Source organism: Borreliella bissettiae DN127, assembly GCF_000222305.1.
Taxonomy (GTDB): Bacteria; Spirochaetota; Spirochaetia; order Borreliales; family Borreliaceae; genus Borreliella; species Borreliella carolinensis.
Genome location: NC_015918.1, coordinates 1 through 21,358, shown reverse-complemented (window position 1 = coordinate 21,358; position 21,358 = coordinate 1). Strand labels below are relative to the sequence as shown.

The 21,358-nt window shown below is 26.3% G+C and carries 19 protein-coding genes and 3 pseudogenes; 12 read left to right on the top strand and 10 right to left on the bottom strand.

The window, feature by feature from the left end; all coding sequences use genetic code 11:
• Positions 1 to 15 precede the first annotated feature (15 nt).
• The 3 genes from BBIDN127_RS06625 to BBIDN127_RS06615 all read left to right on the top strand — a co-directional run bounded on the left by BBIDN127_RS06625 (position 16) and on the right by BBIDN127_RS06615 (position 1,962).
• A complete protein-coding gene (locus BBIDN127_RS06625) occupies positions 16 to 591 on the top strand; it encodes a DUF226 domain-containing protein (RefSeq protein WP_014023174.1) in 576 nt (191 codons plus the stop codon).
• Positions 567 to 1,328, top strand: coding sequence for a ParA family protein (locus tag BBIDN127_RS06620; protein WP_014023173.1), 762 nt, complete (start codon positions 567 to 569; stop codon positions 1,326 to 1,328). The genes BBIDN127_RS06625 and BBIDN127_RS06620 overlap by 25 nt, the downstream gene beginning before the upstream one ends.
• Positions 1,329 to 1,407: 79 nt before the next feature.
• Positions 1,408 to 1,962 (top strand): chromosome replication/partitioning protein, encoded by a 555-nt coding sequence (locus BBIDN127_RS06615; protein ID WP_014023172.1) that lies wholly within the window; start codon positions 1,408 to 1,410, stop codon positions 1,960 to 1,962.
• Positions 1,963 to 2,143: 181 nt separating this feature from the next.
• Here the strand turns inward: BBIDN127_RS06615 and BBIDN127_RS07395 are convergent, their stop codons facing one another.
• The 4 genes and pseudogenes from BBIDN127_RS07395 to BBIDN127_RS07925 all read right to left on the bottom strand — a co-directional run bounded on the left by BBIDN127_RS07395 (position 2,144) and on the right by BBIDN127_RS07925 (position 6,578).
• Positions 2,144 to 2,407 carry a P13 family porin gene (locus BBIDN127_RS07395; RefSeq protein WP_324604512.1) on the bottom strand — a complete coding sequence of 88 codons (264 nt, stop codon included), beginning with the start codon at positions 2,405 to 2,407 and terminating at the stop codon, positions 2,144 to 2,146.
• Positions 2,408 to 2,718: 311 nt separating this feature from the next.
• A complete protein-coding gene (locus BBIDN127_RS06605; RefSeq protein WP_014023170.1) occupies positions 2,719 to 3,354 on the bottom strand; it encodes a hypothetical protein in 636 nt (211 codons plus the stop codon).
• Between the two features lie 650 nt (positions 3,355 to 4,004).
• On the bottom strand, positions 4,005 to 5,651 hold the full coding sequence (gene ade, locus BBIDN127_RS06600) for an adenine deaminase (RefSeq protein ID WP_014023169.1): 1,647 nt from the start codon (positions 5,649 to 5,651) through the stop codon (positions 4,005 to 4,007).
• Positions 5,652 to 5,952: 301 nt separating this feature from the next.
• Positions 5,953 to 6,578 (bottom strand): annotated as a pseudogene (locus tag BBIDN127_RS07925) (complement regulator-acquiring protein).
• Between the two features lie 522 nt (positions 6,579 to 7,100).
• Here BBIDN127_RS07925 and BBIDN127_RS06590 point away from each other — a divergent pair.
• The gene (locus BBIDN127_RS06590) at positions 7,101 to 7,796 is read left to right on the top strand and encodes an SIMPL domain-containing protein (protein WP_014023166.1); all 696 of its coding nucleotides are present in this window, start codon (positions 7,101 to 7,103) and stop codon (positions 7,794 to 7,796) included.
• A 68-nt stretch (positions 7,797 to 7,864) separates the two neighbouring features.
• Here BBIDN127_RS06590 and BBIDN127_RS07920 read toward each other — a convergent pair whose 3' ends face one another.
• Positions 7,865 to 8,317 carry a hypothetical protein gene (locus BBIDN127_RS07920; RefSeq protein ID WP_233421665.1) on the bottom strand — a complete coding sequence of 151 codons (453 nt, stop codon included), beginning with the start codon at positions 8,315 to 8,317 and terminating at the stop codon, positions 7,865 to 7,867.
• An 855-nt stretch (positions 8,318 to 9,172) separates the two neighbouring features.
• Here BBIDN127_RS07920 and BBIDN127_RS06580 point away from each other — a divergent pair.
• The 3 genes from BBIDN127_RS06580 to BBIDN127_RS06570 all read left to right on the top strand — a co-directional run bounded on the left by BBIDN127_RS06580 (position 9,173) and on the right by BBIDN127_RS06570 (position 13,806).
• A complete protein-coding gene (locus tag BBIDN127_RS06580; RefSeq protein ID WP_014023164.1) occupies positions 9,173 to 9,925 on the top strand; it encodes a hypothetical protein in 753 nt (250 codons plus the stop codon).
• 864 nt (positions 9,926 to 10,789) lie between these two features.
• Positions 10,790 to 11,851 carry a hypothetical protein gene (locus BBIDN127_RS06575; protein WP_014023162.1) on the top strand — a complete coding sequence of 354 codons (1,062 nt, stop codon included), beginning with the start codon at positions 10,790 to 10,792 and terminating at the stop codon, positions 11,849 to 11,851.
• Positions 11,852 to 13,512: 1,661 nt separating this feature from the next.
• On the top strand, positions 13,513 to 13,806 hold the full coding sequence (locus BBIDN127_RS06570; RefSeq protein ID WP_014023161.1) for a DUF5425 family lipoprotein: 294 nt from the start codon (positions 13,513 to 13,515) through the stop codon (positions 13,804 to 13,806).
• Positions 13,807 to 14,050: 244 nt separating this feature from the next.
• Here BBIDN127_RS06570 and BBIDN127_RS07385 read toward each other — a convergent pair whose 3' ends face one another.
• The 3 genes from BBIDN127_RS07385 to BBIDN127_RS07910 all read right to left on the bottom strand — a co-directional run bounded on the left by BBIDN127_RS07385 (position 14,051) and on the right by BBIDN127_RS07910 (position 15,200).
• Positions 14,051 to 14,212 (bottom strand): transposase, encoded by a 162-nt coding sequence (locus tag BBIDN127_RS07385; RefSeq protein ID WP_411431084.1) that lies wholly within the window; start codon positions 14,210 to 14,212, stop codon positions 14,051 to 14,053.
• A 627-nt stretch (positions 14,213 to 14,839) separates the two neighbouring features.
• Positions 14,840 to 14,971 carry a CRASP family complement regulator-acquiring lipoprotein gene (locus BBIDN127_RS07915; protein WP_233421669.1) on the bottom strand — a complete coding sequence of 44 codons (132 nt, stop codon included), beginning with the start codon at positions 14,969 to 14,971 and terminating at the stop codon, positions 14,840 to 14,842.
• Positions 14,972 to 15,017: 46 nt separating this feature from the next.
• Complete coding sequence (locus BBIDN127_RS07910; RefSeq protein WP_014023159.1) at positions 15,018 to 15,200, bottom strand: hypothetical protein; 183 nt, start codon at positions 15,198 to 15,200, stop codon at positions 15,018 to 15,020.
• Between the two features lie 571 nt (positions 15,201 to 15,771).
• Between BBIDN127_RS07910 and BBIDN127_RS06560 the strand changes: the two are divergent.
• The 3 genes and pseudogenes from BBIDN127_RS06560 to BBIDN127_RS07765 all read left to right on the top strand — a co-directional run bounded on the left by BBIDN127_RS06560 (position 15,772) and on the right by BBIDN127_RS07765 (position 16,994).
• Positions 15,772 to 16,280 (top strand): annotated as a pseudogene (locus BBIDN127_RS06560) (P52 family lipoprotein).
• A gap of 220 nt (positions 16,281 to 16,500) precedes the next feature.
• Positions 16,501 to 16,758, top strand: a complete 258-nt coding sequence (locus tag BBIDN127_RS06555) for a CRASP family complement regulator-acquiring lipoprotein (RefSeq protein ID WP_050792377.1) — start codon at positions 16,501 to 16,503, stop codon at positions 16,756 to 16,758.
• Between the two features lie 80 nt (positions 16,759 to 16,838).
• Positions 16,839 to 16,994, top strand: a complete 156-nt coding sequence (locus BBIDN127_RS07765) for a hypothetical protein (RefSeq protein WP_014023156.1) — start codon at positions 16,839 to 16,841, stop codon at positions 16,992 to 16,994.
• A gap of 125 nt (positions 16,995 to 17,119) precedes the next feature.
• Here BBIDN127_RS07765 and BBIDN127_RS07180 read toward each other — a convergent pair whose 3' ends face one another.
• The gene (locus BBIDN127_RS07180) at positions 17,120 to 18,109 is read right to left on the bottom strand and encodes an Erp protein (RefSeq protein ID WP_014023155.1); all 990 of its coding nucleotides are present in this window, start codon (positions 18,107 to 18,109) and stop codon (positions 17,120 to 17,122) included.
• Between the two features lie 595 nt (positions 18,110 to 18,704).
• On the opposite strand from BBIDN127_RS07180, the pseudogene BBIDN127_RS07375 reads away from it, so the two are divergent.
• Positions 18,705 to 19,156, top strand: a pseudogene (locus BBIDN127_RS07375) (class I SAM-dependent DNA methyltransferase); the annotation flags it as partial.
• Between the two features lie 133 nt (positions 19,157 to 19,289).
• Here BBIDN127_RS07375 and BBIDN127_RS06535 read toward each other — a convergent pair.
• Positions 19,290 to 19,793, bottom strand: coding sequence for a P13 family porin (locus BBIDN127_RS06535; RefSeq protein ID WP_014023153.1), 504 nt, complete (start codon positions 19,791 to 19,793; stop codon positions 19,290 to 19,292).
• 125 nt (positions 19,794 to 19,918) lie between these two features.
• Between BBIDN127_RS06535 and BBIDN127_RS06530 the strand changes: the two genes are divergently transcribed.
• Positions 19,919 to 21,052: an RNA-guided endonuclease InsQ/TnpB family protein gene (locus BBIDN127_RS06530; protein ID WP_014023152.1), complete on the top strand. Its 1,134-nt coding sequence runs from the start codon at positions 19,919 to 19,921 to the stop codon at positions 21,050 to 21,052.
• The last annotated feature ends 306 nt before the right edge of the window (positions 21,053 to 21,358 follow it).

Sequence of the window (21,358 nt, the reverse complement as noted above, 5' to 3'; positions counted from 1 at the left end):
ATTTGTGGTTAAAATATGAATCAAATATTAGAAGGTCTAAAATATAAAAAAATGGAAATTGGATTGCCAAAAAAGAAAAACAATATTTTCATGAAAAAAGAGAAAATAAATAACAAAACATTATATCATACAAAAATATTTAGAGATGTTTTTACATTTGGTATAAATCAAAGAAACGAAAATAAATTTTTTATTACATTAAGAAATTTATTTGATAAAAATGAAAAAAGTAGTTTTCAGTTATTTGGAATTAAAGAAAGTATTAATGATGAATTTTTGGGAATGTTTTATGGATTTAAAAGATTCCCAAGGCCACTTTTTTTAAAATATAAAGATGTTATTACAAAAGCTATCAAAATTGTACCTATGTATAAAATCCATTATATAGAATTTAGATATAAGAAAGGAAGTGTTTTTTGTTATATAAAAGCAATTCACGCTTTAACAAAAAAAGAAAAATTTAAAAAAAAATATGCTCAAAATCTATTAGAGAGAATAATTAATCTAGAACATAAAGTATACAGATTCTACAATAAAAATTTATCAAATGGAGGCATTATAATTAAATGGATAACAAAAAACCAGAAATAATTAGTATTGCAAATATTAAAGGGGGCGTTGGAAAAAGTGTTTTGACTATTATATTTAGTTTTATTTTGAAAAGCTTTGATAAAAAGGTTTTACTTGTAGATTTTGATCCCCAAAATAGTTTAACTAGTTATTTTTTTAAGTATATAAAAAGCTTAAGCAAAAACAATGTTTATTCTTTTTTAAAAGAAGACTCCAATGCCAATTTAGATAAATATTTGACCAAAATACATGATAATGTATATCTTATTCCTTCCCATCCTAGTTTACATCTTTTTAATAAAGAAAATACTTCCTATAAAGAACTTTTTTTAAAGCATAGACTAGAAAGGGTATTCTCCAATTATAATTTTAATTATGTGATAATTGACACACCACCTAATTTGGATTCGCTTTTAGATAATGCTCTCAATATTACTAATAGACTGATTATTCCCATTCAAGTTGAAAGATTTTCTGTTGAAAGCCTGTCTATCTTAATGAAATATATTGAGAAAGTTTCAATGTATTTAGATAAAGATATTGATATATCCATAATTGAAAATCAATTCATGAAAAACAGAAATACTTTTAAAAGCATAGAAAATTCAATTAAGGATAAATACGGCAAATATATTAAAGGAAAAGTTCATTTTTATAATAAAGTCAAGGTGTTTACAAATAATTTACAAGAACCTAATGTTAAAGAGCCTTATTATCAAGAATGTTTAGAAGCCTTAAAGAATATATTAGGTATTTGATTTTATTTTATTTTGGACATTTGTTCGCTTGCGAACAAATGGGGTAATATATAGTTTTTTATTAAAGGAGGCTTTAGAGATGTCTAAAGATTTAATCATTTTGAATGATAGGGAAGAAGGATTGATGGGTATTTCCGAGGAGGAAGAGTATGAAAACTATAAGTATGCTTTAAAAAAGAGCATGGTTAATGATATTGAAAATAAAATTAAAATCATGGAGATATTGTATAACATAAAAAACAAAAAACTTTATCGTATCGATGGGCATGTGAGTTTCAAGTCTTTTATTGAAGAATTTTTAATTGCTAGAACTCAAGCTTATTTATATTTAAAAATATATGAACGGGTTTTAAAAGGAGACTTAAGTATAAAAGAAATTAGAGACAAAGGGATGATAGAAATTTATAGAAATATAAAATCAAAAGAGGTAGTAGATAAAAAGTTAATTCAAAATTCAATAAAACCATTAAGATTCCAGCTTAAAAGACAAGATAGTTACGATTTCTATAAAAGCAATGCTAAATTTACGGGGTATTTGTTAGATAAGATTTTTTCTAGTGATAAAGATTATTTAAACAAGATATTTAAAGAATACTATGATTTAAATTTAAAAAAAACAAAGCAAAACATATAAGCAGGTGCTTGCAAAATTTAAACAATTTTTGTACAATTATCAGTGATTGTGTTTTTAAATTAATACGATCCTAATTGTCAATTTAAAACCTAGTAATAGGTTTTGTTGAGTGCTTTTAAATTAAAAGCTTGCAACAAAACCTATTTATTATTATATTGCAAGGGCTATTGTCTTATATTTTTTAATAGCTTTTTTTAAACGACAGTTGGAATCCGTTTATTTCAATGTCAAAATTGGGTTCAAACCCCGCAAGCACAATGCCGAGTCTTTTTTTAAGATTGGTGTTGTACTTGTTTGCAAATGTAAATGGAATAATAATTCCAGTGATGTAGGATGCTGCAATCATAAGTCCCCCTATACTCGTTAGTATATGTTCGGGCATTGTTGGTTTTGTGTCTTTTAGTCGTGACTCAAAAAAAGACTTTCCGGTTATTATAAGCATTATTCCAAGTACCCGAGAACCAAGTAGTGTGCTATCACCAATATAATCTCCTTGAACAAAGGATCAACCATAAATTAATTATTTTTATTGTATGAAGTTAAATTTTAGCATCAAAAAACTAATTGATTTAAACTTATAAAAAATTCTAAATATTTGAATTAGAAGCGTATCAATTGTAGTAGTAAAAATACAAATCTAAAATTAAGTGATATTATGTAGATTTACAGTGATTTTAGCAAGCTACATTTCAATAAAATAAAGAAGCCCCTATTTTTAGGGGCTTCTTTATTTTATTGAAATGTAGTATTTTAGTTTCAATTGTTAGGTTTTTCTTTTCCAAATATTTCTTCTTCTAATTCTTCGTCTTCTTCGTCTCCAAAATCTTCTCTATCTAACATCTCTTGCTCTTTTTCTGCCTCTAATTCTGCTTCTATTCTGCCATCAGGATCATCTACAAATTCTGCATCTCCGCCGCCCGGCACCGGACTTCCCAAGAGTGGTTTTTTATTGCTTTTTAGTAAATGTCTTTTAAGTTCAGATAATCGAATTATATATATCTTATTATCTTTAAATTCTAATAAAATATGATCTTTATGTTTTTTTATGGAATTTAATTTTTTATTATTATTGCCAATATTTATAACTTTTAAAGCTGTTTTAACACCAAGAAGCATGGCTTTTTTAAAATCATATCTTCTTTTAGATTTCACTTTAAAAAGCTCTTGATTATTAATACAATCTTTAATTATAATTCTGCTATCTGCTTCTTTTATGCAAAGTGTAGTGTTAGTGCCTTTTTCAGTGTCTATATCTTCTTTATTAGTAGGATTTGAAACCGATTTAGCGGGTACTTTAAAATTGTATTTTTGGTGTGATCGAGAATCTTTTGAAAAAAGATCACATGAAAACAATAATAAACATAAACTTAAATTGATAATATATTTTTTCAATTTACAACTCCTTAATTTAATATTTACTTTATTTAAAAGTATATGTTTAATTTTTTATTAACTATTTTTTAATAATATTGATATTATAATTAATAAATATCTTTTTTTAAAATAAAATTTTTATAGAGGTAATAAAAAATATAAGTTCAAAAATATAATCTCATAAGGATGCTATTAAAAGCGGAGCCGAAACAAAAATGATTTTTTATTGATTTATTTTTAGATGTAATGAGATAAAAAAATTTTCACGAGTTTTTATGTAAGCTTGGGTTCTAAGGGAGCTAAAGAATTAATTAATTTGCTTCTTAAGATTAAGACTTGGGAAAACAACAGTTTATTTTAAATGGGGGTATATATTATTTATTGAGGAGATGCATCAATATTTACACATATGGTTTTCATAAATTTAATTAATAATAACGCCCAGCATTATTGCAGATTATTATTTATGGCATTTGTGCCCCCAAATACTAACCAAAAACCGCTTTTCCCCTAGGTATTTAATGCATAAAATTTTTAAAATAAAAAACTGCCAGACACACAATTAATAATCCTTAATAGATAATAACAGACAAAAAACTTTTGAGCTTCTTCTACAATTTGTCATTTAATTTTTTAATCCTTTTTTGTCTTTTTATAATAATTTGAAATTAATAATCTAAAAAACAAAAAGAATCAACATCAAACAGTCCTTTATCATTTATCTTTAAATGGGGAACCACCGTTAAAGACATAAAAGACAAAGTCATTAGAGGGTCATCAAGCTGAGAACCTAAAACATTTTTACAAAAATCATTTAATTTTATATATTGTGAAGCTATTTCTTCGGCCGAAAGAGTGCTCATTAATCCAGAAATAGGAAGTTTCATTATTATGGTTTTTTCATTGTTTAGTGCACATAAACCCCCCTTATTTTGGATGATTATATTTGCTGCTTTGCACAAGTATTCATCATTACTTCCAACAAGTATGATATTGTGAGAATCATGAGCAACTGTACTTCCTATGGCACCGTTTCTTATCCCAAAATTTTTTATAAATCCTATAGAAATTTTACTATTGTCTTTATATCGATTTATTATAGCTATTTTTAAAATATCTTCGGCAAGATTAGATTGAAAATCTGGAGCCAACAAATTGCTATTAATCATAGTTTTATGAGTAATAATTTGGTTGCTGATGCAGTTGATTACTGGGATCATCTTATTTTTAGTGGAAAATTTAAAATCCGAAATAGATTTTTTGCTACAATTAAAATTGTTTATAGGAATTTCATTTATTAATGGAATAAGTGAAATTCCATCATTAAAAACCAATTTACCATTAATGTAGGTTTTATCTATTTTGAATGTTTTAATATCTTTGGTAATTATAAAATCAGCAGGATCTCCTATTCTTAACAGCCCCACTGGGATTTTATAGTGTAAAACCGGATTAATACATGCTATTTTCAAAACATCAAAAAAGTCATGCCCATGCTCTATTGCACGAGCTACTATTAAATTAATATGTCCATTTAGAATGTCATTTGGGTGCGCATCATCGAAACAAAACATTAAAGAATCACAATATTTTTTAGGACATTCACTAATCAAGGGATGCAAAGATTCAAAATTTTTAGCGGCACTTCCTTCTCTAATTATTATTTTCATGCCCAAAGACAATTTATATCTTGCATCTTCTATTGTTAAACATTCATGATCAGTACTAATACCCGAAGATGCATACTTTAAAGTTAAATTGGGGGACAAACCAGGAGCATGTCCATCAACAACCTTGTTGCGCTTTAATGCAGAATTTATTTTATTTATAATTTCAACATCTTTGTTAATCACGCCTTTAAAATCCATTACTTCAGCCAAATAGTAAATATCGTCTAATTTCATCAATTCGTCTATATCTTTATCATTTAGTACATATCCCGAAGTTTCAAATTCTTGTGACAACGCTGGCACACAAGAAGGAGCTCCAAAAAAAAATTTAAACTCGGTTTTTTTAGAATTATTTATCATAAAATTAATGCCATCAATACCATTAACATTGGCTATTTCATGAGGATCGCTTATTGTAGCCACAGTGCCGTGTGCAACTACTAAATGAGCAAAGTTTGATGGAATAAGAAAAGAACTCTCTATATGTATATGCGCATCAATAAATCCTGGCAGCACATATTCATCCAATGTCGCATTAATTTTTTCTATGCTCACAATATGACCGTTTGCAATCGCTATGCTAGCTGGATAAATTTCTTTATTAAAGATGTCAATATAATTAGCTTCAATTTTAAATAAATCCATTATTTATCCTCTTCTAAAAACTTTTTGTTCATAATATACTCTACCTTAAAATCTTTAAACTTAAATTATAGTGCAAAGTGCTAGTATATTTAATTGCAACTTTATTTAGAAAAAATAAAAATAGTTGATATTTGTTATATACGATAAAAATCGAAGATAATTTTTTGGGTAAAATAAACAGAAGAAATTTAAATAAAAAATAGCTGGCAATTCTAATTTTGATACCATCAAAGATTATGTGGTAAAGTATTAAACAATTTTTAATTGATTTTTGTAAAAAGGTTTTACATTAAATTTAAAATTAAATAACAATAATATTTCTAATCTTTTGTTCTAGATTTATAGGATTTTTATCCATGCTTAAAACAATATCTGAAAAAGCTTTATTTAAATAATCTCCCAATTTACTATTTTCAGACTTTATGGATCCTTTATTACTGCTATAATCATTTAATAATTGTTTAACAAGCTCTCTAAAGGTTGTTCTTAAAGCTAAAAAATTTTCAAGACAAATTTTAATCCTTTTGAGATTAGGAATATCTAATAACATTAAATTGCTTTTTTATCAAGCAACAATTTAATTACTGCCTCAAATCTAAATTGGAATTCTATGCCCACATTTTGCATAATTTTATTAGCAATCTTCTTAATGCTATGTACATCTGAATTTAAAATTAATCCCAATTCTTTTAACTCGCTTTTATTGTAATCTAAAACCGCATACAAACACCTTCTGGCCTTTTTAGATTCTTCTACATCATCAGCAAGTGTTTTCTTTAGTGTATACCAACTAACATTTTTAAATGGAAGATTATATTGATTAGATGCCTCACTTTTGAATTTTTCAAAAGAATTATCTATGGCTTTATTATTAACTTCTACAAAATTATTTATCCAAGATAAAAGTTTATCCCTTTTTCTCCGCACATATTTTTTCCCAAGTTGTTTTTTATAATTATGATTTTTGCTAACCTTATTTTTATTTAAACCATCGTTTTGACATGAAATAAATAAAAAAATATTGATTAATAATATTAATTTTTTTTCATAAATAAAGCCCTAAAATGGTTTTACATAATATCTGCAAAGCCATAATACAAACTTATAATAAATATTAAATAGCAATCATTATAAAATAAAAAATCATTTAAAAATGATTTTTTTTGCAATATTTTGAAATGTCAAATAATTGTGTGCTATTTCTAAACACAAGATTATAAAAATAACTTCTTGCTTTAATATCATGATGGATTTTAATTGCTTCAATTAACTTAAATTATGCAGCTATCTTGGCTTTTATTTTTTATAAAACATTGTCTTTAACAAGGTCATAAAATTCTAATTTGCTAAAATGTATTTTGATTTATTAATATTAAGCAATATGTTAAAATAAATTTAAATACAGTAATTTTAATATATTATTTATTATTGATTTTAGGAGGCCAATCTATGTTTAGAGGAAAAGAAATATCTTTCTTGTTATTTTCGTTACTTTTGTTTATGTCATCAATTATAATTTCTCACGGAATAAAAAACATTGGCACCAAAAATGAAAATTATATTACGGTCAAGGGTCTTAGCGAAAGAGAAATTTTATCAACATCTTCTAGTTGGGAGTTTAGATACAGCTTAACTGGTGACACTATCAATGATATTAATAAAGCAAATAATTTAAGCTTGTCTAAGATTAAAAGTTTTTTTTTAAAACAGGGATTTAGCGAAGACCATATAAAAATGGGATTTATGGAATTTAATGAAGAGAATTACAAAGAATCTCTTTATAAGTATAGAGCATATATATCTTTAACTGTTCATACAAAAAATATTGAGCAAATGGAAGCAGCAGAAAAAAATATTGCTGAGCTTTATAATCAAGGCATATTAATTAGTAATAGTGGGGGGCCAAGATATTACTTTGACAATATTAATGATATAAAGCCCGAAATGTTAGCAGATTCAATTAGGAATGCTAAATTAGCGGCTTTGGAATTTGCAAAACATTCAAGTTCAAAATTAGGGAAAATTAAAAACGCAAATCAAGGATATTTTGAATTTCTTCCAATTGATAGAAGCTTGGGAGCTCAGGAACGTTATCCAAAAAAAATATTAAGAATCGTTACAACCGTTTCTTATTATTTGGATTGATATTTGGCGAACTATTTTTTCTAAAAACCCATATAAATAGCTTGCGGTTTCGTACCATGCCGTGCGATCTACAATCTAATTAAAGCATAGCTATATATAATAGCTATTGCTGCACTCTTTATCTTGTTGGCTACTTCGCTTAAAGTTGTCAATGTTTTTTCGTACTCCCCATCATTTTTGTTTTTAAGTTCGCTGCATGCACCTTCAAAATATGTTTCTACATTTTTAATAAGAGTTTGAATACATTTTTTAGTTTCAATTTTACTATTTGAATGTTCTTTTAAAGAAACGCTTACCGAATTTTCGTTATTAAACTTATCCACAACTTTTTTAAGTTTTGCGTATTTTGTATTACTATTGTCGGTTCCATTATTTACGGCTATTTTTAGCAACTCATCCAATAATTTCACCATTTTTAGTCCATTCTCCAAATTACTTTTGGCTGCATAGGTAGCATTATAACCTATATTAATTAGTGTTTGAAAAACTGAATCAATCTTTTCTGCTGAATTCTTAATCAATTTGATTAAGCGAGGAGTATCCTTTACTTCTATGTTTTTACTTTTCTTGGTATTTTTTTGATCTTTAATTTCTTTTTTAGATTTTTCAGAATCATCTTGAGCTTCCTTTGCTAAATTTTCTAGCTCTTTCGGAGTTAATTTTGTGATTTTTTTCGGACTTAGACCTGTGGTTTCACTTATCTCATCTAATACTTGATCAATAGATGTTAGTGCTGATTTACTTTCTGCAGTTGCTTCATCAATAATCCCATCTCCATACTATTTACATGAAATTATTAGCAGTAGAGATATTGCCAATATTAGTTTCACTCATCTGTAAACACCTCCTTATAGTATAATATTAATGTTAATTAGTGCATTATAGCTCAAAATTCATTTCTACATTAACTGCAAAAATCTTTACAATTAACTTGTAGGTAAAGATTTTTTAATTCTGGTTTGGAAAATTATAATTTTTTCTTAGAGGCATTACGTATACATTTGTACCAATTCCACAAACTGTTTCTGCTGAGAATAACAAGCTCTCCCATTTTTATAAGTTTTTAAGCTTTTATATTTGGATTGCTACGAATTAATGTTGTTAACATTATCTTTTAGTAACATTAAAATTTGATTAATTTATAATTTTGTATACTTTTTAGGATTACTATTATTCTTTTAGGATCAATGATTTTAAATTTACTGCTAGGTTTACTCTTCAATAAGGAAATCCTCAATTCTTTATTGCCAAAAGGAGATTGTTAACTAAATCAAAAATCTTCTTCTCCCCCACTTTCACTTTCGAGGATTTTTATAGTCGAAGCTAAATTTTGCACTATACTACAGTAGTATTATGCCACCTAAAGGAGTTTGCAAATGAGACAGCTAATATTGGCAATATTTCTACTGCTAATAATTTCATGTAAATGGTACGGAGATGGGATTCTTGAAGAAGCAACTGCAGAAAGTAAATCAGCACTAACATCTATTGATCAAGTATTAGATGAGATAAGTGAAACCACAGGTCTAAGTCCGGGAAAAATCACAAAATTAACTCCGAAAGAGCTAGAAAATTTAGCAAAGGAAGCTCAAGATGATTCTGAAAAATCTAAAAAAGAAATTGAAGATCAAAAAAATACCAAGAAAAGTAAAAACATAGAAGTAAAGGATACTCCTCGCTTAATCAAATTGATTAAGAATTCAGCAGAAAAGATTGATTCAGTTTTTCAAACACTAATTAATATAGGTTATAATGCTACCTATGCAGCCAAAAGTAATTTGGAGAATGGACTAAAAATGGTGAAATTATTGGATGAGTTGCTAAAAATAGCCGTAAGTATCAATGGTGATAAAAGTAACCAAAAATACAATGAACTTAAGACCATTGTAAATAAGTTTAATGACGAAAATTCAGCGATAAAGGTACCATTAGAAAATTGTAGTAAAATTGAAGCCAAAAAGTGCATAAAAACTCTTATGACCAATGTGGAAACCTATTTCAAGGGCGTGAGCACCGAACTCAAAGACAAAAAAGACGACAAATACACTAAAATATTGGCAGCTTTGAGTGAAGCAGCCAATAAGATAGAGAATGCAGCAATGGCCATACATTTATGTTTTAATAATTAAAACTGGGCATTTGGTTTACAATTTTAATAAAAAAGAAAAATTCTAAAAATTCCAACTAAAATCCCAAAGTAATTTTCTATTCAAAAAAAACACCCGCAATCCTCTTGATTTTTTTCAAAGGAATTGTGGTTTTTTTATAAAAACCATTGAATATAATCAAATTATTCCATAATATGAGGTTAAAGTATAATGAATAATCAAAAATTTCAAAAACCTAACAAGTTTGCTTGCAAATAAAACTAGAGTCTTTTTAAAATGACAAATAGAACAAATACTGGCTTTAGAAGAGCCTAAACCATCATATATACTATTTCCCTTATGGATCTAAACAGCAAAAGCAAAATCAAAATATAGATAACATAGTGAATTTCATTCTTGATGAGCTTCCAATAAATATCATTTTAAATATTGTCGAAACTTTTGCAAAAAAGAATGCATTTTAAAATATAAAAACAATATTATTAAATATGATTCCTTATGTCAGCAAAAAAATTAATAGAGTATATATTGATAAAGAATATAAAGATCTGATTACAGTTCAAATTCCAAGAATGAAATCAGGACATGATAAGATGGGTAGCTATATTTAAACTTTTTTCAATTTTATTTAGAAGTTATTTTTTAAGATCTGTTTATAAAATTTAATAAAAAGTACTTTGTCCACCCTCTTAATAGCACTTGTTTTAAATTCTTAATAAGAAAGAGAAATTCAATGAATTGATAAATAATCGTAAATATTGTTTTAGTATTATTTAAATTTAAAATTGTAATAATTTTGCCTCTTTTAATAAGAAAGGTTTATTAATTTCTGGAATCTGACTTAAAATGATTTAGAATTGGTATTAACTTAAAAGGAGAGAAAGCATGAGAGTTAAAAGTAAATGTTTGGCTTTGGGATTACTTTTTGGTTTTATAAGTTGTGATTTATTCACAAGAGATGAAATGAAAGAGGAATCCCCCGACTTATTTGATAAGGGAAACTTTATTTTAGAGACCAGTGAGGAATCTGTTAAAAATTCTATGAATAAGAAAGGCAAAGGTAAGATTGCCAGAAAGAAAGGCAAAAGCAAGGTTTCCAGAAAAGAACCGTCTATTCATAGTTTAAAAAGGGGCTCTGCCAATAAAAGCAATTTATTGCAAAAAAATGTAATGTTAGAGGAAGAAAGTTTAAAAACTGAATTATTAAAAGAGCAATCTGAGGCTAGAAAAGAAAAAATACAAAAACAACAAGATGAACATAAAGGGATGGCTCAAGGAAGTTTAAATTCCCTTAGCGGTGAAAGTGGTGAATTGGGGGAGACTATTGAAAGCAATGAAATTGATTTTACTATAGATTCTGATTTAAGGCCAAAGAGTGCCTTGCAAACCATTTCAGGATCAAGCTCTATTTCATACACTGATGAAATAGAGGAAGAGGATTATGATCAGTATTCTTTAGAAGAATATGATGAAGATGATTATGAGGAAATAAGATTAAGCAATCGATATCAATCTTATCTAGAAAGTGTTAAATATAATGTAGATTCAGCAATTAAAACAATTACTAAGATATATGATACTTATACATTATTTTCAACAAAGCTAACCCGAATGTATTCTACACGCCTTGACAACCTTGCTAAAGCCAAAGCTAAAGAAGAAGCTGCAAAGTTTACAAAAGAAGGCCTTGAAAAAAATTTCAAGACCTTATTGAATTATATTCAAGTAAGTTTAAAGACTGCAACAAATTTTGTATACATAAATGACACACATGCAAAAAGGAAATTAGAGAACATTGAAACAGAAATAAAAACTTTAATTGCAAAGATCAAAGAACAATCTAATTTATACGAAGCATATAAAGCAATAGTAAGGTCAATCTTATTAATGAGGGATTCTCTTAAAGAAGTGCAAAGTACCATTGACAAGAATGGCGTTTGGTACTAATATTAATTATTTTAATTTAAAACAGGCTACAATAATATGTAAATATGTAGCTTGTTTTAAATTAAATAAGTAAAGTTCTAGTTGTAAAAAAAGTATTGTGGATGAGAAAATGGATTTCGTCAATTTATAAAAGATATATTAACTGATTTAGATAAAAGTCAAAAATATTGTGATAATCTATATCAGAATTGGTAGATTGCCATGTTTTAAAGTAAGTATTTAGAATAGCTTTTACTATTTAAGCTTATATACAAAATGGTATTGTCAGCTTGATTTAAAAATCTTAATTTCATTTTATCAAATCAAATTAAGATTGGAGTCAAATGAAACAAAAAAAGTGAATAAGAATTCATAAAAAGAAATTCGCAAATATGCTAAAGGATTACTTAATATTGTTAAAAATATTGTGCCTGTTGCAACTAAAAGTTTAAAGAACTATATTTAAAATGGTGCGGGGTATCTATGAAGGATAATAGTCCCTTGATACTTTGGATATCATTACTATGCTCTTAATAAGAGAAAAATTTATTTATCATTCAACATTAAGCTGGTTTTTTCCCTATTTAATATTTTACTATCCAATTTAAATTTACTTGATATTTACTTATATAAAACAATTGAATTTTGGATTTTATATGCGGAGCGACTAAAGCTTGTAAAGCTTATGAAAGTATTAATTAAAACTAGGTTAGAAAAACAATCTTAGACTTAGTAATGAAGAACTCGATACATTAACTTTTTTCATCAATGTATTAAAATCAGCGCATTTTAATTTTTATTGAAAAGGAGATGTATCCCAAATAGAAGAGTATGTTAAAAGGTTTTTATTCAAACTGAAAAATACGGGTAAAGTTAAAAAGCCGCTTAGCTATATTAAATATGGTAGAGATAATCAGTCCAATGTAGAAAGTAAAGATGGAAATCATATAGATGTGAAGGAATATCATAGAGATAAAGGGGGGCACCGCTAATGTTTTTGATAATTATTTATATTGTCAAATCCCCCATCTCTTTAAGCGGATAGCAATAATGGAGAATTGAGTGCATTAGACTTTCTCCTATTAATAGCAATCCTGTGAAGATAAGACGTTGAATGATATTTAAAATGTGTGCCAGAGATTTAGAGATTCACATTAACGAATATTACTACTTTTTAGTGTTGCTATTATTTGACTTTACTTTAGAGAAAAGTATTTGCTTAGTATTAAATACAAGGGTTTAATTACACTATTTGAAAATTGCGAGCATAATAGGTATTTTTTTGTTTTAGCACAAGTTTTAAGACTTTCTAAAAAAGTCGAAAAAAAAAAGAAGATGCTGAGTAATTTGTCTATTTCTTTTAAGATTTTCATTTAAGTAATAAATTATATTACCTTGGTATACTTCTAATATTTATACCCATTAATAAAGCTAGTGTGCGGCTTAACAAATAAAAACCAATGAATATTTAAAAAATGATTAATTTAGAATATAATTTCTATAGCTAAAGCACTTAAAAAATAAATATAAATTTGGACTAGTTTTATTACATAAAAAGATAAAATTAGTAATGTCTGCTGCAATAGAGCCTACTATCTATCTCTTGAGGTATATTTATTTATATTGCTTTTTAGTTTTTGTAAAGTGACTTTTAATTATTAAAATCTAAGGAGAAGAGATTTATGAACAAAAAATTTGCTATTTCATTATTATCTATAATATTAACCTTCTTGTTAGTATTAGGTTGTGATTTGTCAACCAATAATGCTGAAAATAAAATGGATGATATTTTTAATTTAGAAAAGAAATACATGAATAATTCAAATTATAAATGTTTAAGTAAAAATGAGTCTATAGTTAAAAATTCTAAAATTAAATTAGATGCAAATAATACTAGAAGTCGTTCTTATTCTTTTAGAGAAACTAATGTTTCGGATTCCTATAATAAAACCTATTCATATTGCAAAAGCAACTGATTAATTTTATTACAAAAAAATAAGAGAATGCTCACCCCATAATATAATCTAATTAAAAAAGCTTTTAATTTACGCCTATATTTATAGGTTTTTTGTATTACTATTTACTTCATCAAGATCAAAGAAATATTCTGTATCGATAGATTTACTATATTACAATTTATTATTCCTATAGCTTTAGGCTCCTCCAGTAGAGATAAGGCAATAACTTCTAGACCAAAAATAAGGTTTCCAATAATATTATCTAAATAAGTAGAATATTTTTTCTTATAAGCCTTGAAGATACTGTTTTTAGATTATTGATGAATTTAGAAGGTTGAATATTGGCGGTAAATTCTAATAATAAATGAATATGATCTTTATCATGGTTGAATTCATTAAGAGTTATTTTCCATGAATAACATATGTTAAGTATATTATTTGGTAAAGGGAAGATTAAAGCCTGTTATTTATGCATTCATGCCTATTATATTAAAGGGAAATTTTATTTTTATAATAAAGTAAATGGTATGCACAAATAATTTACAAGAATTCAAACCAATATCAAATAACCTTGTTATCAAGAATGATTAGAAATCCCAAAATGAATATTATATTACATTAGCAGGGTAGTGCTTATATTATTAGCAATAGAGAACTTATCAATTAAAGGTATTCAAAAATTAATGTTTGGAAAAAAGTATTAATGATTTGGTATGTTGTTAATTTTGAAAACAATTTTTGTATAAATCAGAACGACACTAATTTTCTTTATATAAAGTAGGTATACATACTTGATTTTAGAATCATATTTTTAATATTACAATTGCTACATAGTTTACTTTATGAAAACTGTAGACTTACAGGTAGTTGTAGTCGATTTGCATGATAGAAATATAAAATGCAACGCTAAATTAAAGGTTCTCTATTAAACATATGTCATTTTTTAGCTTTTCTGCTTCTTCGATTTTTTTGTCAGTTGATTTAAAAGTGTGTTTGCATGAGATTTAAGTTCATTTGTATCTGTTTGTTTGTTATACGATTTGTATTATTTTTATAGTCTAATAAGAACTTTTACAGCATTTCTGAAGCAATTTTTTTCCTCTGAAAAATTTTCCAAAGAATATTTAAGCCTTTTTAAGGCCGAAATCTCTAATTTTTCTAGATTGTCTTTTTTGGGATACAGAAAATTAATTATCTCTTCAAAAGCATCTCCAAGTGAGTTAAGATTGTTAAATATTCCTTGTGTTTGGCCTTATGCCATTAACAATTTCTGAAAAATTCTTTAAGGCATCATTATCAATAGCATTTAAGATGCTATAAGCCCGTTTTCTATAGGCTTTAAATCTTTCGTTATTTGCGGATAGCTGTTTACTTGTTCCGTCTAGCTGTCTATTAAATTTCTTAAATTTCAAGCAGTGTGTTTTCTTCTTGGTTATTAATGTCTTCTTCTTGATTTGGGTTTGTTTCTGTTTAGGGGTTAATCCTTTTTTATTAGATTTTAGTCCTTTTTTTTACTAGATTGGTACTTCATATCTTTTTGAGTAGTGTTAAAATCTAGATTGCAAGCTAAAAATAAAAAAACAAATAAGCTCACAATAATGTTATATTCCATAAATATTCTCCTTAATTAAAATCTAAAATTTATAATCTAATATTAAATTTAATCTAATATTAGATCAGATGTAGAATAGTAAAATATTAGAAGATTTATAACAATATTTTTATTGTGAGAAGGTTTATATTATTTTATATGTATTAATAATTTTTTTATTAAGCGTAATTATTATACTCTTATATAAATATTTAATTTCTATAAATCAATAGAATGCTTTGGTATTTACAAATTTTGGAAAAAGATAAAATTGGCGTAAGCTTGCATATTATGCTTATTAGTTCTAATGTAATCTATCTTATTAGTAAAACTTTTTAAGTTTGGCAAGAATAGTTCTTTGATAAACTTCTGTAGTTTATTTTGGTATTCAGATGGGCATTTTATTGGGGTGTTATTTGCCTGATAAGCAAGAACAGGCTGTTAAAACTTTTTTGATAGTTTAAATGATTTAGAAGATTGTGGTATGCGCGCTGATGATATTATTACTGAGGGCAAATTTTCTAATTTAAAATTAGACGCATCTGAACATCGTTTGCTGGATAATATAGAGAAGACTATCTATAACTTAAAATACGGCAGTTATCCGGAGATACCCCCATTGCCTGACTATAATGAGGGGCATTTTGATAAATTCTTTTTAGATTTAGGGTCTGAGCGATCTAGAGAATTGATTAGATTGTTTGGCAAGGTAAAAAATGATCATAATAATAATTTTAAAATAAAGTGTATTTTTTGTATTCATGCATAAGAGAATTATATTCTTCAGATATTTAAGTATTATGGCGAAAATTCATATGAATATATTGTTTTTATGCCCAGGTCTACCATTGATCAACAATATTTTAAATTTAAGAAAAATAGAAAGGGTGTTTTAAGATGATTAACCTTATTTATTAATTTTAAGATAAAATTAAAGGAATTATATGACAAGAGTTAAACAGAACTACAGAGTTTATTAACGTAGTTAATAAATAAAATTTGGTATTGGAAGCTAAAAACATTTTCTCAAAAGAACGATCAAAATACAAGAACTTCTAAAAGAAGAAATAGAAAAAAACTAAGAAAAATTAGAGAAAGTAAATGAATAACAAAATGTTTTTGTGCATGATATTCTAGATAAATTAGATATTTCAACTTTAGAAAAACTTAGGGAGGCATTTAAAAAGATTTTATCTACAATGAAAATCACTTCAGAAACATTAAACCAACTTTTGTTAGATTATCAAAATGATAAAAATCTTATGAAAACAGATGTCACCAAGCTTGAATCTTATGCAAGTACACTTTTAAATCAAATAGAAGAAAAAGCCAAAGAAGTAAAAGAGTCAGAAAAGTTCATCAAATCAATAGTCCTATAAGGCATTTTGAATTTTATATTTTTTAGCCCCATTAATAAGAGCTCTATATTCTTTATCGGAGGTTTTTACTTTCATTATATATGGAAAACATATTTGACTATTTAGAATTAAATATGCCTATTGAAATTTGTGTTTTGAAAGATATGAAAAGGGTTATTTATAAGTTTTACGAGTCGATTCTATATATAGAAAATGATATAGAGACAATATCTTTATTGTCTCTATATAAAAGTTAAAACATTTATAAATAGGAATAAAAGTGGTTTAATAGCATAAGCAACATAGATAAAAATAAAAAAGAAAGGGACTTGGTAAAAGGCTATTTCTAAATCATTTGATTTAGAAATAGCCGCGCATACAATTATTCAAAATCTATAGCTTCACGAATAATAGAAAAATTATTTTGATCTTTTAAATAATCTTTTAATCTTTCTAGATAATTTTGAATTTCATTTAGTTTTTCTTTGATTTTTTCAAAATCAGATCCAGATATAATATTTAGTTTTAATGTATTTCTATTGTTTATATCATCATATATTAAATCTTTTAATTGACTTCTTATATTAGATAACTCATAGAAAAAATTATTTGAATTAAGTTTTTCTTCAATATCGTCAGATAAGTATTCACCCCATTTATTATATATAGAATTATCAGAATGAATATAATCGGTACCAATAATATCATCCCATAAAGGATCAGAAACTTTATTTTGGATTTCTTTTCCAGTTACTTCTGTTTTATTTATTTTTTCTATGTATGAATTACCATATTTAATACTATTAATGTTTTTAAGTATGTTGGTTATTTTTTTTATAGCGTCTTCAATTTCATGTTTTGCTTTTTTGATATTTTGTTGTTCTTTTTGTTGTTGTTCTTTTTGTTGTTGTTCTTTTTGTTGTTGTTCTTTTTGTTGTTGTTCTTTTTGTTGTTGTTCTTTTTGTTGTTGTTCTTTTTGTTGTTGTTCTTTTTGTTGTTGTTCTTTTTGTTGTTGTTCTTTTGTTGACTCAGGTATTTGTTTATCTGTTTTTTTTAATTCTTGTATGATATTCGATAATATCGTTTTTTTAGAGATAGTAGATTCTATGTTTTTTTTACCTTCTTTATCTGAATTTTCTATAATTACTTTTGCATCACTTGATGTTGTTATGTTATTTTTTGATGATTTATTTATATCTTTTTCTGATTTTGTATTTTTGTTGGATAAATTAGTTTGTTTTTGATTTGAGGATGTTTCTGTTTTTAATCCCTTTTTAGATTGATATTTCGTATCGTTTTGATTGGCTTTGAAATCTAGATTGCAGGCTAAAAATAAAAAAATAAACATGCTTGCTATTATATGGTATTTCATAAATATCCTCCTTTCTTATAATATATAATATAATACAGTATTGATACAATATAATATTGATATGATTTAATACTTGTTATAATTTAATATTGTAAAAATTTGCATTAAATATAAATTATAAAATTTATTATAATAGTATTTTTATTGCCAAAAGTTTTAAAGTAGTAGTTTAAGTTTTTGAAAAAATCCATTTTGATATGTTTTTGGTTGATTTTTATTGAATTTTGTTTGTTTAAATGATACTATGTACTTTCTATAAATAGATCTTAATGTTTATTATTTTAAATATTAATTTAATAGGCAAGCTTTGTATATACCAAACTTCTAGAATTTCATACTCGATAATTGATGCTTATTTTTCTAGTATTAATGCTACGATTTTTTTATCTTCTCAAAAAGAGAGTTTTTTGAATTCTTATTATTATTCTTTATTAACTTTTTATTATATACAGTGACATTTTTAGACTTTAATTTTTCTTTATTTGATTTTATTTTTTTGGATAACTCAAGCTTAACACAATCACCAGAAAAAACCATAAAAAATGCTCTTCTAAACTACAAAGATTTCAACAATTATCTAAAATATGATTATCAAACAAAATTAGCCAAGGACAACCAATATCAAACCGAAAGAGTATTCTTTAGAAAGGTTGCAAGAAACTCAAATGAAAGAACAATGATTAGCACTTTGTCTCCTAGAAATTGTTATTGTGTGAATACAATAGGTGTAAACTATGAGAAAATGCCAATATCTATTTACAAAAAATTGTTTGTTATATCTGTTTTCAATTCGCTTCCATTTGATTTTTTACTCAGAAGGTTTGTTCAAGCTGCCAATGTTTCAAAAGCATATCTGTGTATCAATGCCCTATGATGCAGCCCGAAGAAAAAGAAATTTTAGCTAACCCGCTATACTTAACTTTAGTCAAAAACACTTCCTTGCTAATAGTTAAAAATGATCCCGAGAACTTTGAATATTTACTTTACTTAGAATATTTTAAGTTTAGTAAAGAAGAAGTTTGTGAACTGCTATTTCTAAATCAAAGATTATGGAAATAGCAGTGAACTGCTACTTTAGGTAAATCTTGATTTCAAAATAGTATTAATGAATTTTTTTAGTAGGCTTTGAAAAGAGATTATTTACATTAATAATCTCTTTTCACCCCAGGTAAATTGATATTCAATAGGATTTTTTAAACGACAGTTGGAATCCGTTTATTCCAATGTCAAAATTGGGTTCAAGCCCTGCAAGCGCAATGCCGAGTCTTTTTTTAAGGTCTGCGTTGTATCTATTAGCAAATTTAAATGGAATAATAATTCCAGTGATGTAGGATGCTGCAATTGTGAGCCCTCCTATTCCTGATAATACTCCCCCGGTTATTACTGCTGATGTGCTTCCTGTAGCGCCTCCAATACCCCCGGTCATGTATCCAGCCATTATAAGTATTCCTCCAAGCATTTGAGAGCCAAGTAGTGCACCACCACCAATATAATCTCCTTGAACAAAGGATCCTATTCCTAAAGATAAAAAGATATTCAAAAGTAATGGTGCTAATATGGTTGCTTTTTCACTTTCATATTTCATTACGGTTGCAATATCTCCAACACCTTTTTCAAGTTTCTCTTGTGCAAAGATTTGCATTGTTAAACTAAAAATTAATATTAATGTGAAAATTTTTTTCATATTAATATTACCTCCTAATAATTAAGTTTTGATAATTAAATAGTAGTGCAATTTTTAGATATTATTATAGGTGGAGATGAATTTGTAACGCAAGTTAAAATATAGTATTTTTTTTATAAAAAATAATGAGTGCTAATAAAGCTTATAAGTGCAGGATATATCCCAACACCAATCAAAAAAAATATTTTTCAAAAGTATTTGGATGTGTAAGATTTTTGTATAACAAAATGTTAAGTGATAAAAAAGATTATTATGAAAAAAATAAGAAAAGTCTTAGTGTTAATCCAAGTAAATATAAAGATGAATTTCCATTCTTAAAGGAAGTTGATAGTTTGGCTCTTTGTAGCACGTGGATCGACTTAAATTTTGCGTATAGTAATTTTTTTAGAGAAATTAAAAAAGGAAATAGAATGCAAGGATTTCCTAAATATAAAAGTAAGAAAAATAGGCAAACTTTTAGAACTAATAATCAAAAAAACTCAATAAGAATAGAAAATGGTTATATAAAACTACCTAAAATAGGGTTTGTAAAGTTGTGTCTACATAGGTGCATTAAAGATAATGAGCTTATTAAAAATGTAGTAGTAGAAAAAGATATTGATGATAAATATTATATTTCAATAATAGTTGAGTGCTTAGATACTAAAAATATCAATGAAACTAAAGGCGATAAAAAAGAAATAGTTGGTATTGATATGAGTATGAGACATTTTTTAGTAAGTAGTGAAGGTGAGAAAATCAATCATCCTAAATATTTATTAAAAAATGAAAATAAACTTAAAAAATATCAAAGAAAACTATCAAAAAAGCAAAAAGGTTCTATTAATAGGGCTAAATCTAGATTAAGAGTTGCCAAGCTGCATAAGAAAATTTCAAATCAAAGAAAAGACTTTTTGCATAAATTATCTTATTACTTTGTATCCAATTATAAAAACATAGTAATAGAAAATTTATCAATTAAAGGCATGCAAAAAGGAATGTTTGGAAAAAGTATTAATGATTTAGGATGGTCTGAGTTTGTAAGACAATTATCATACAAATCAGAGTGGTATGGATCCCCTTTGTATAAAGCAGATAGATATTTTCCATCAAGTAAATTATGCAGTAGTTGTCACATTAAAAATACAACTCTAAGATTAAGTGATACTAGGTGGACTTGTAGTAGTTGCAACACTTTGCATGATAGAGATATAAATGCCGCTCTGAATCTTAAAGCTTATTATTATAAAGAAATAAAAACTAAGGCAGGAACTGCCTGAAGTAAAGCTTGTGGACCATGCTCTAGTGGATGACCGTTCTTTTAAGAGCCAAAAAAGCTATCATGGGATGAAACAAGAAGCTATTTCTATAATCTTTGATTTAGAAATAGCAGTTCACAAAGTATAGGGAAATTTATAATTGAAACTATTAATATATTTTGTATTTGTAATTTGGTGTTGTTGTAATAATATTAATTATTATGAGTAATATACAAGATTTAGGTTTTGTATGTTGCGGCAAAGGGGGCAGTTTTTTGTGTAAATTTTGTTGTAGAAAATTTTGCATTAATTTGTGTATACTCTAGA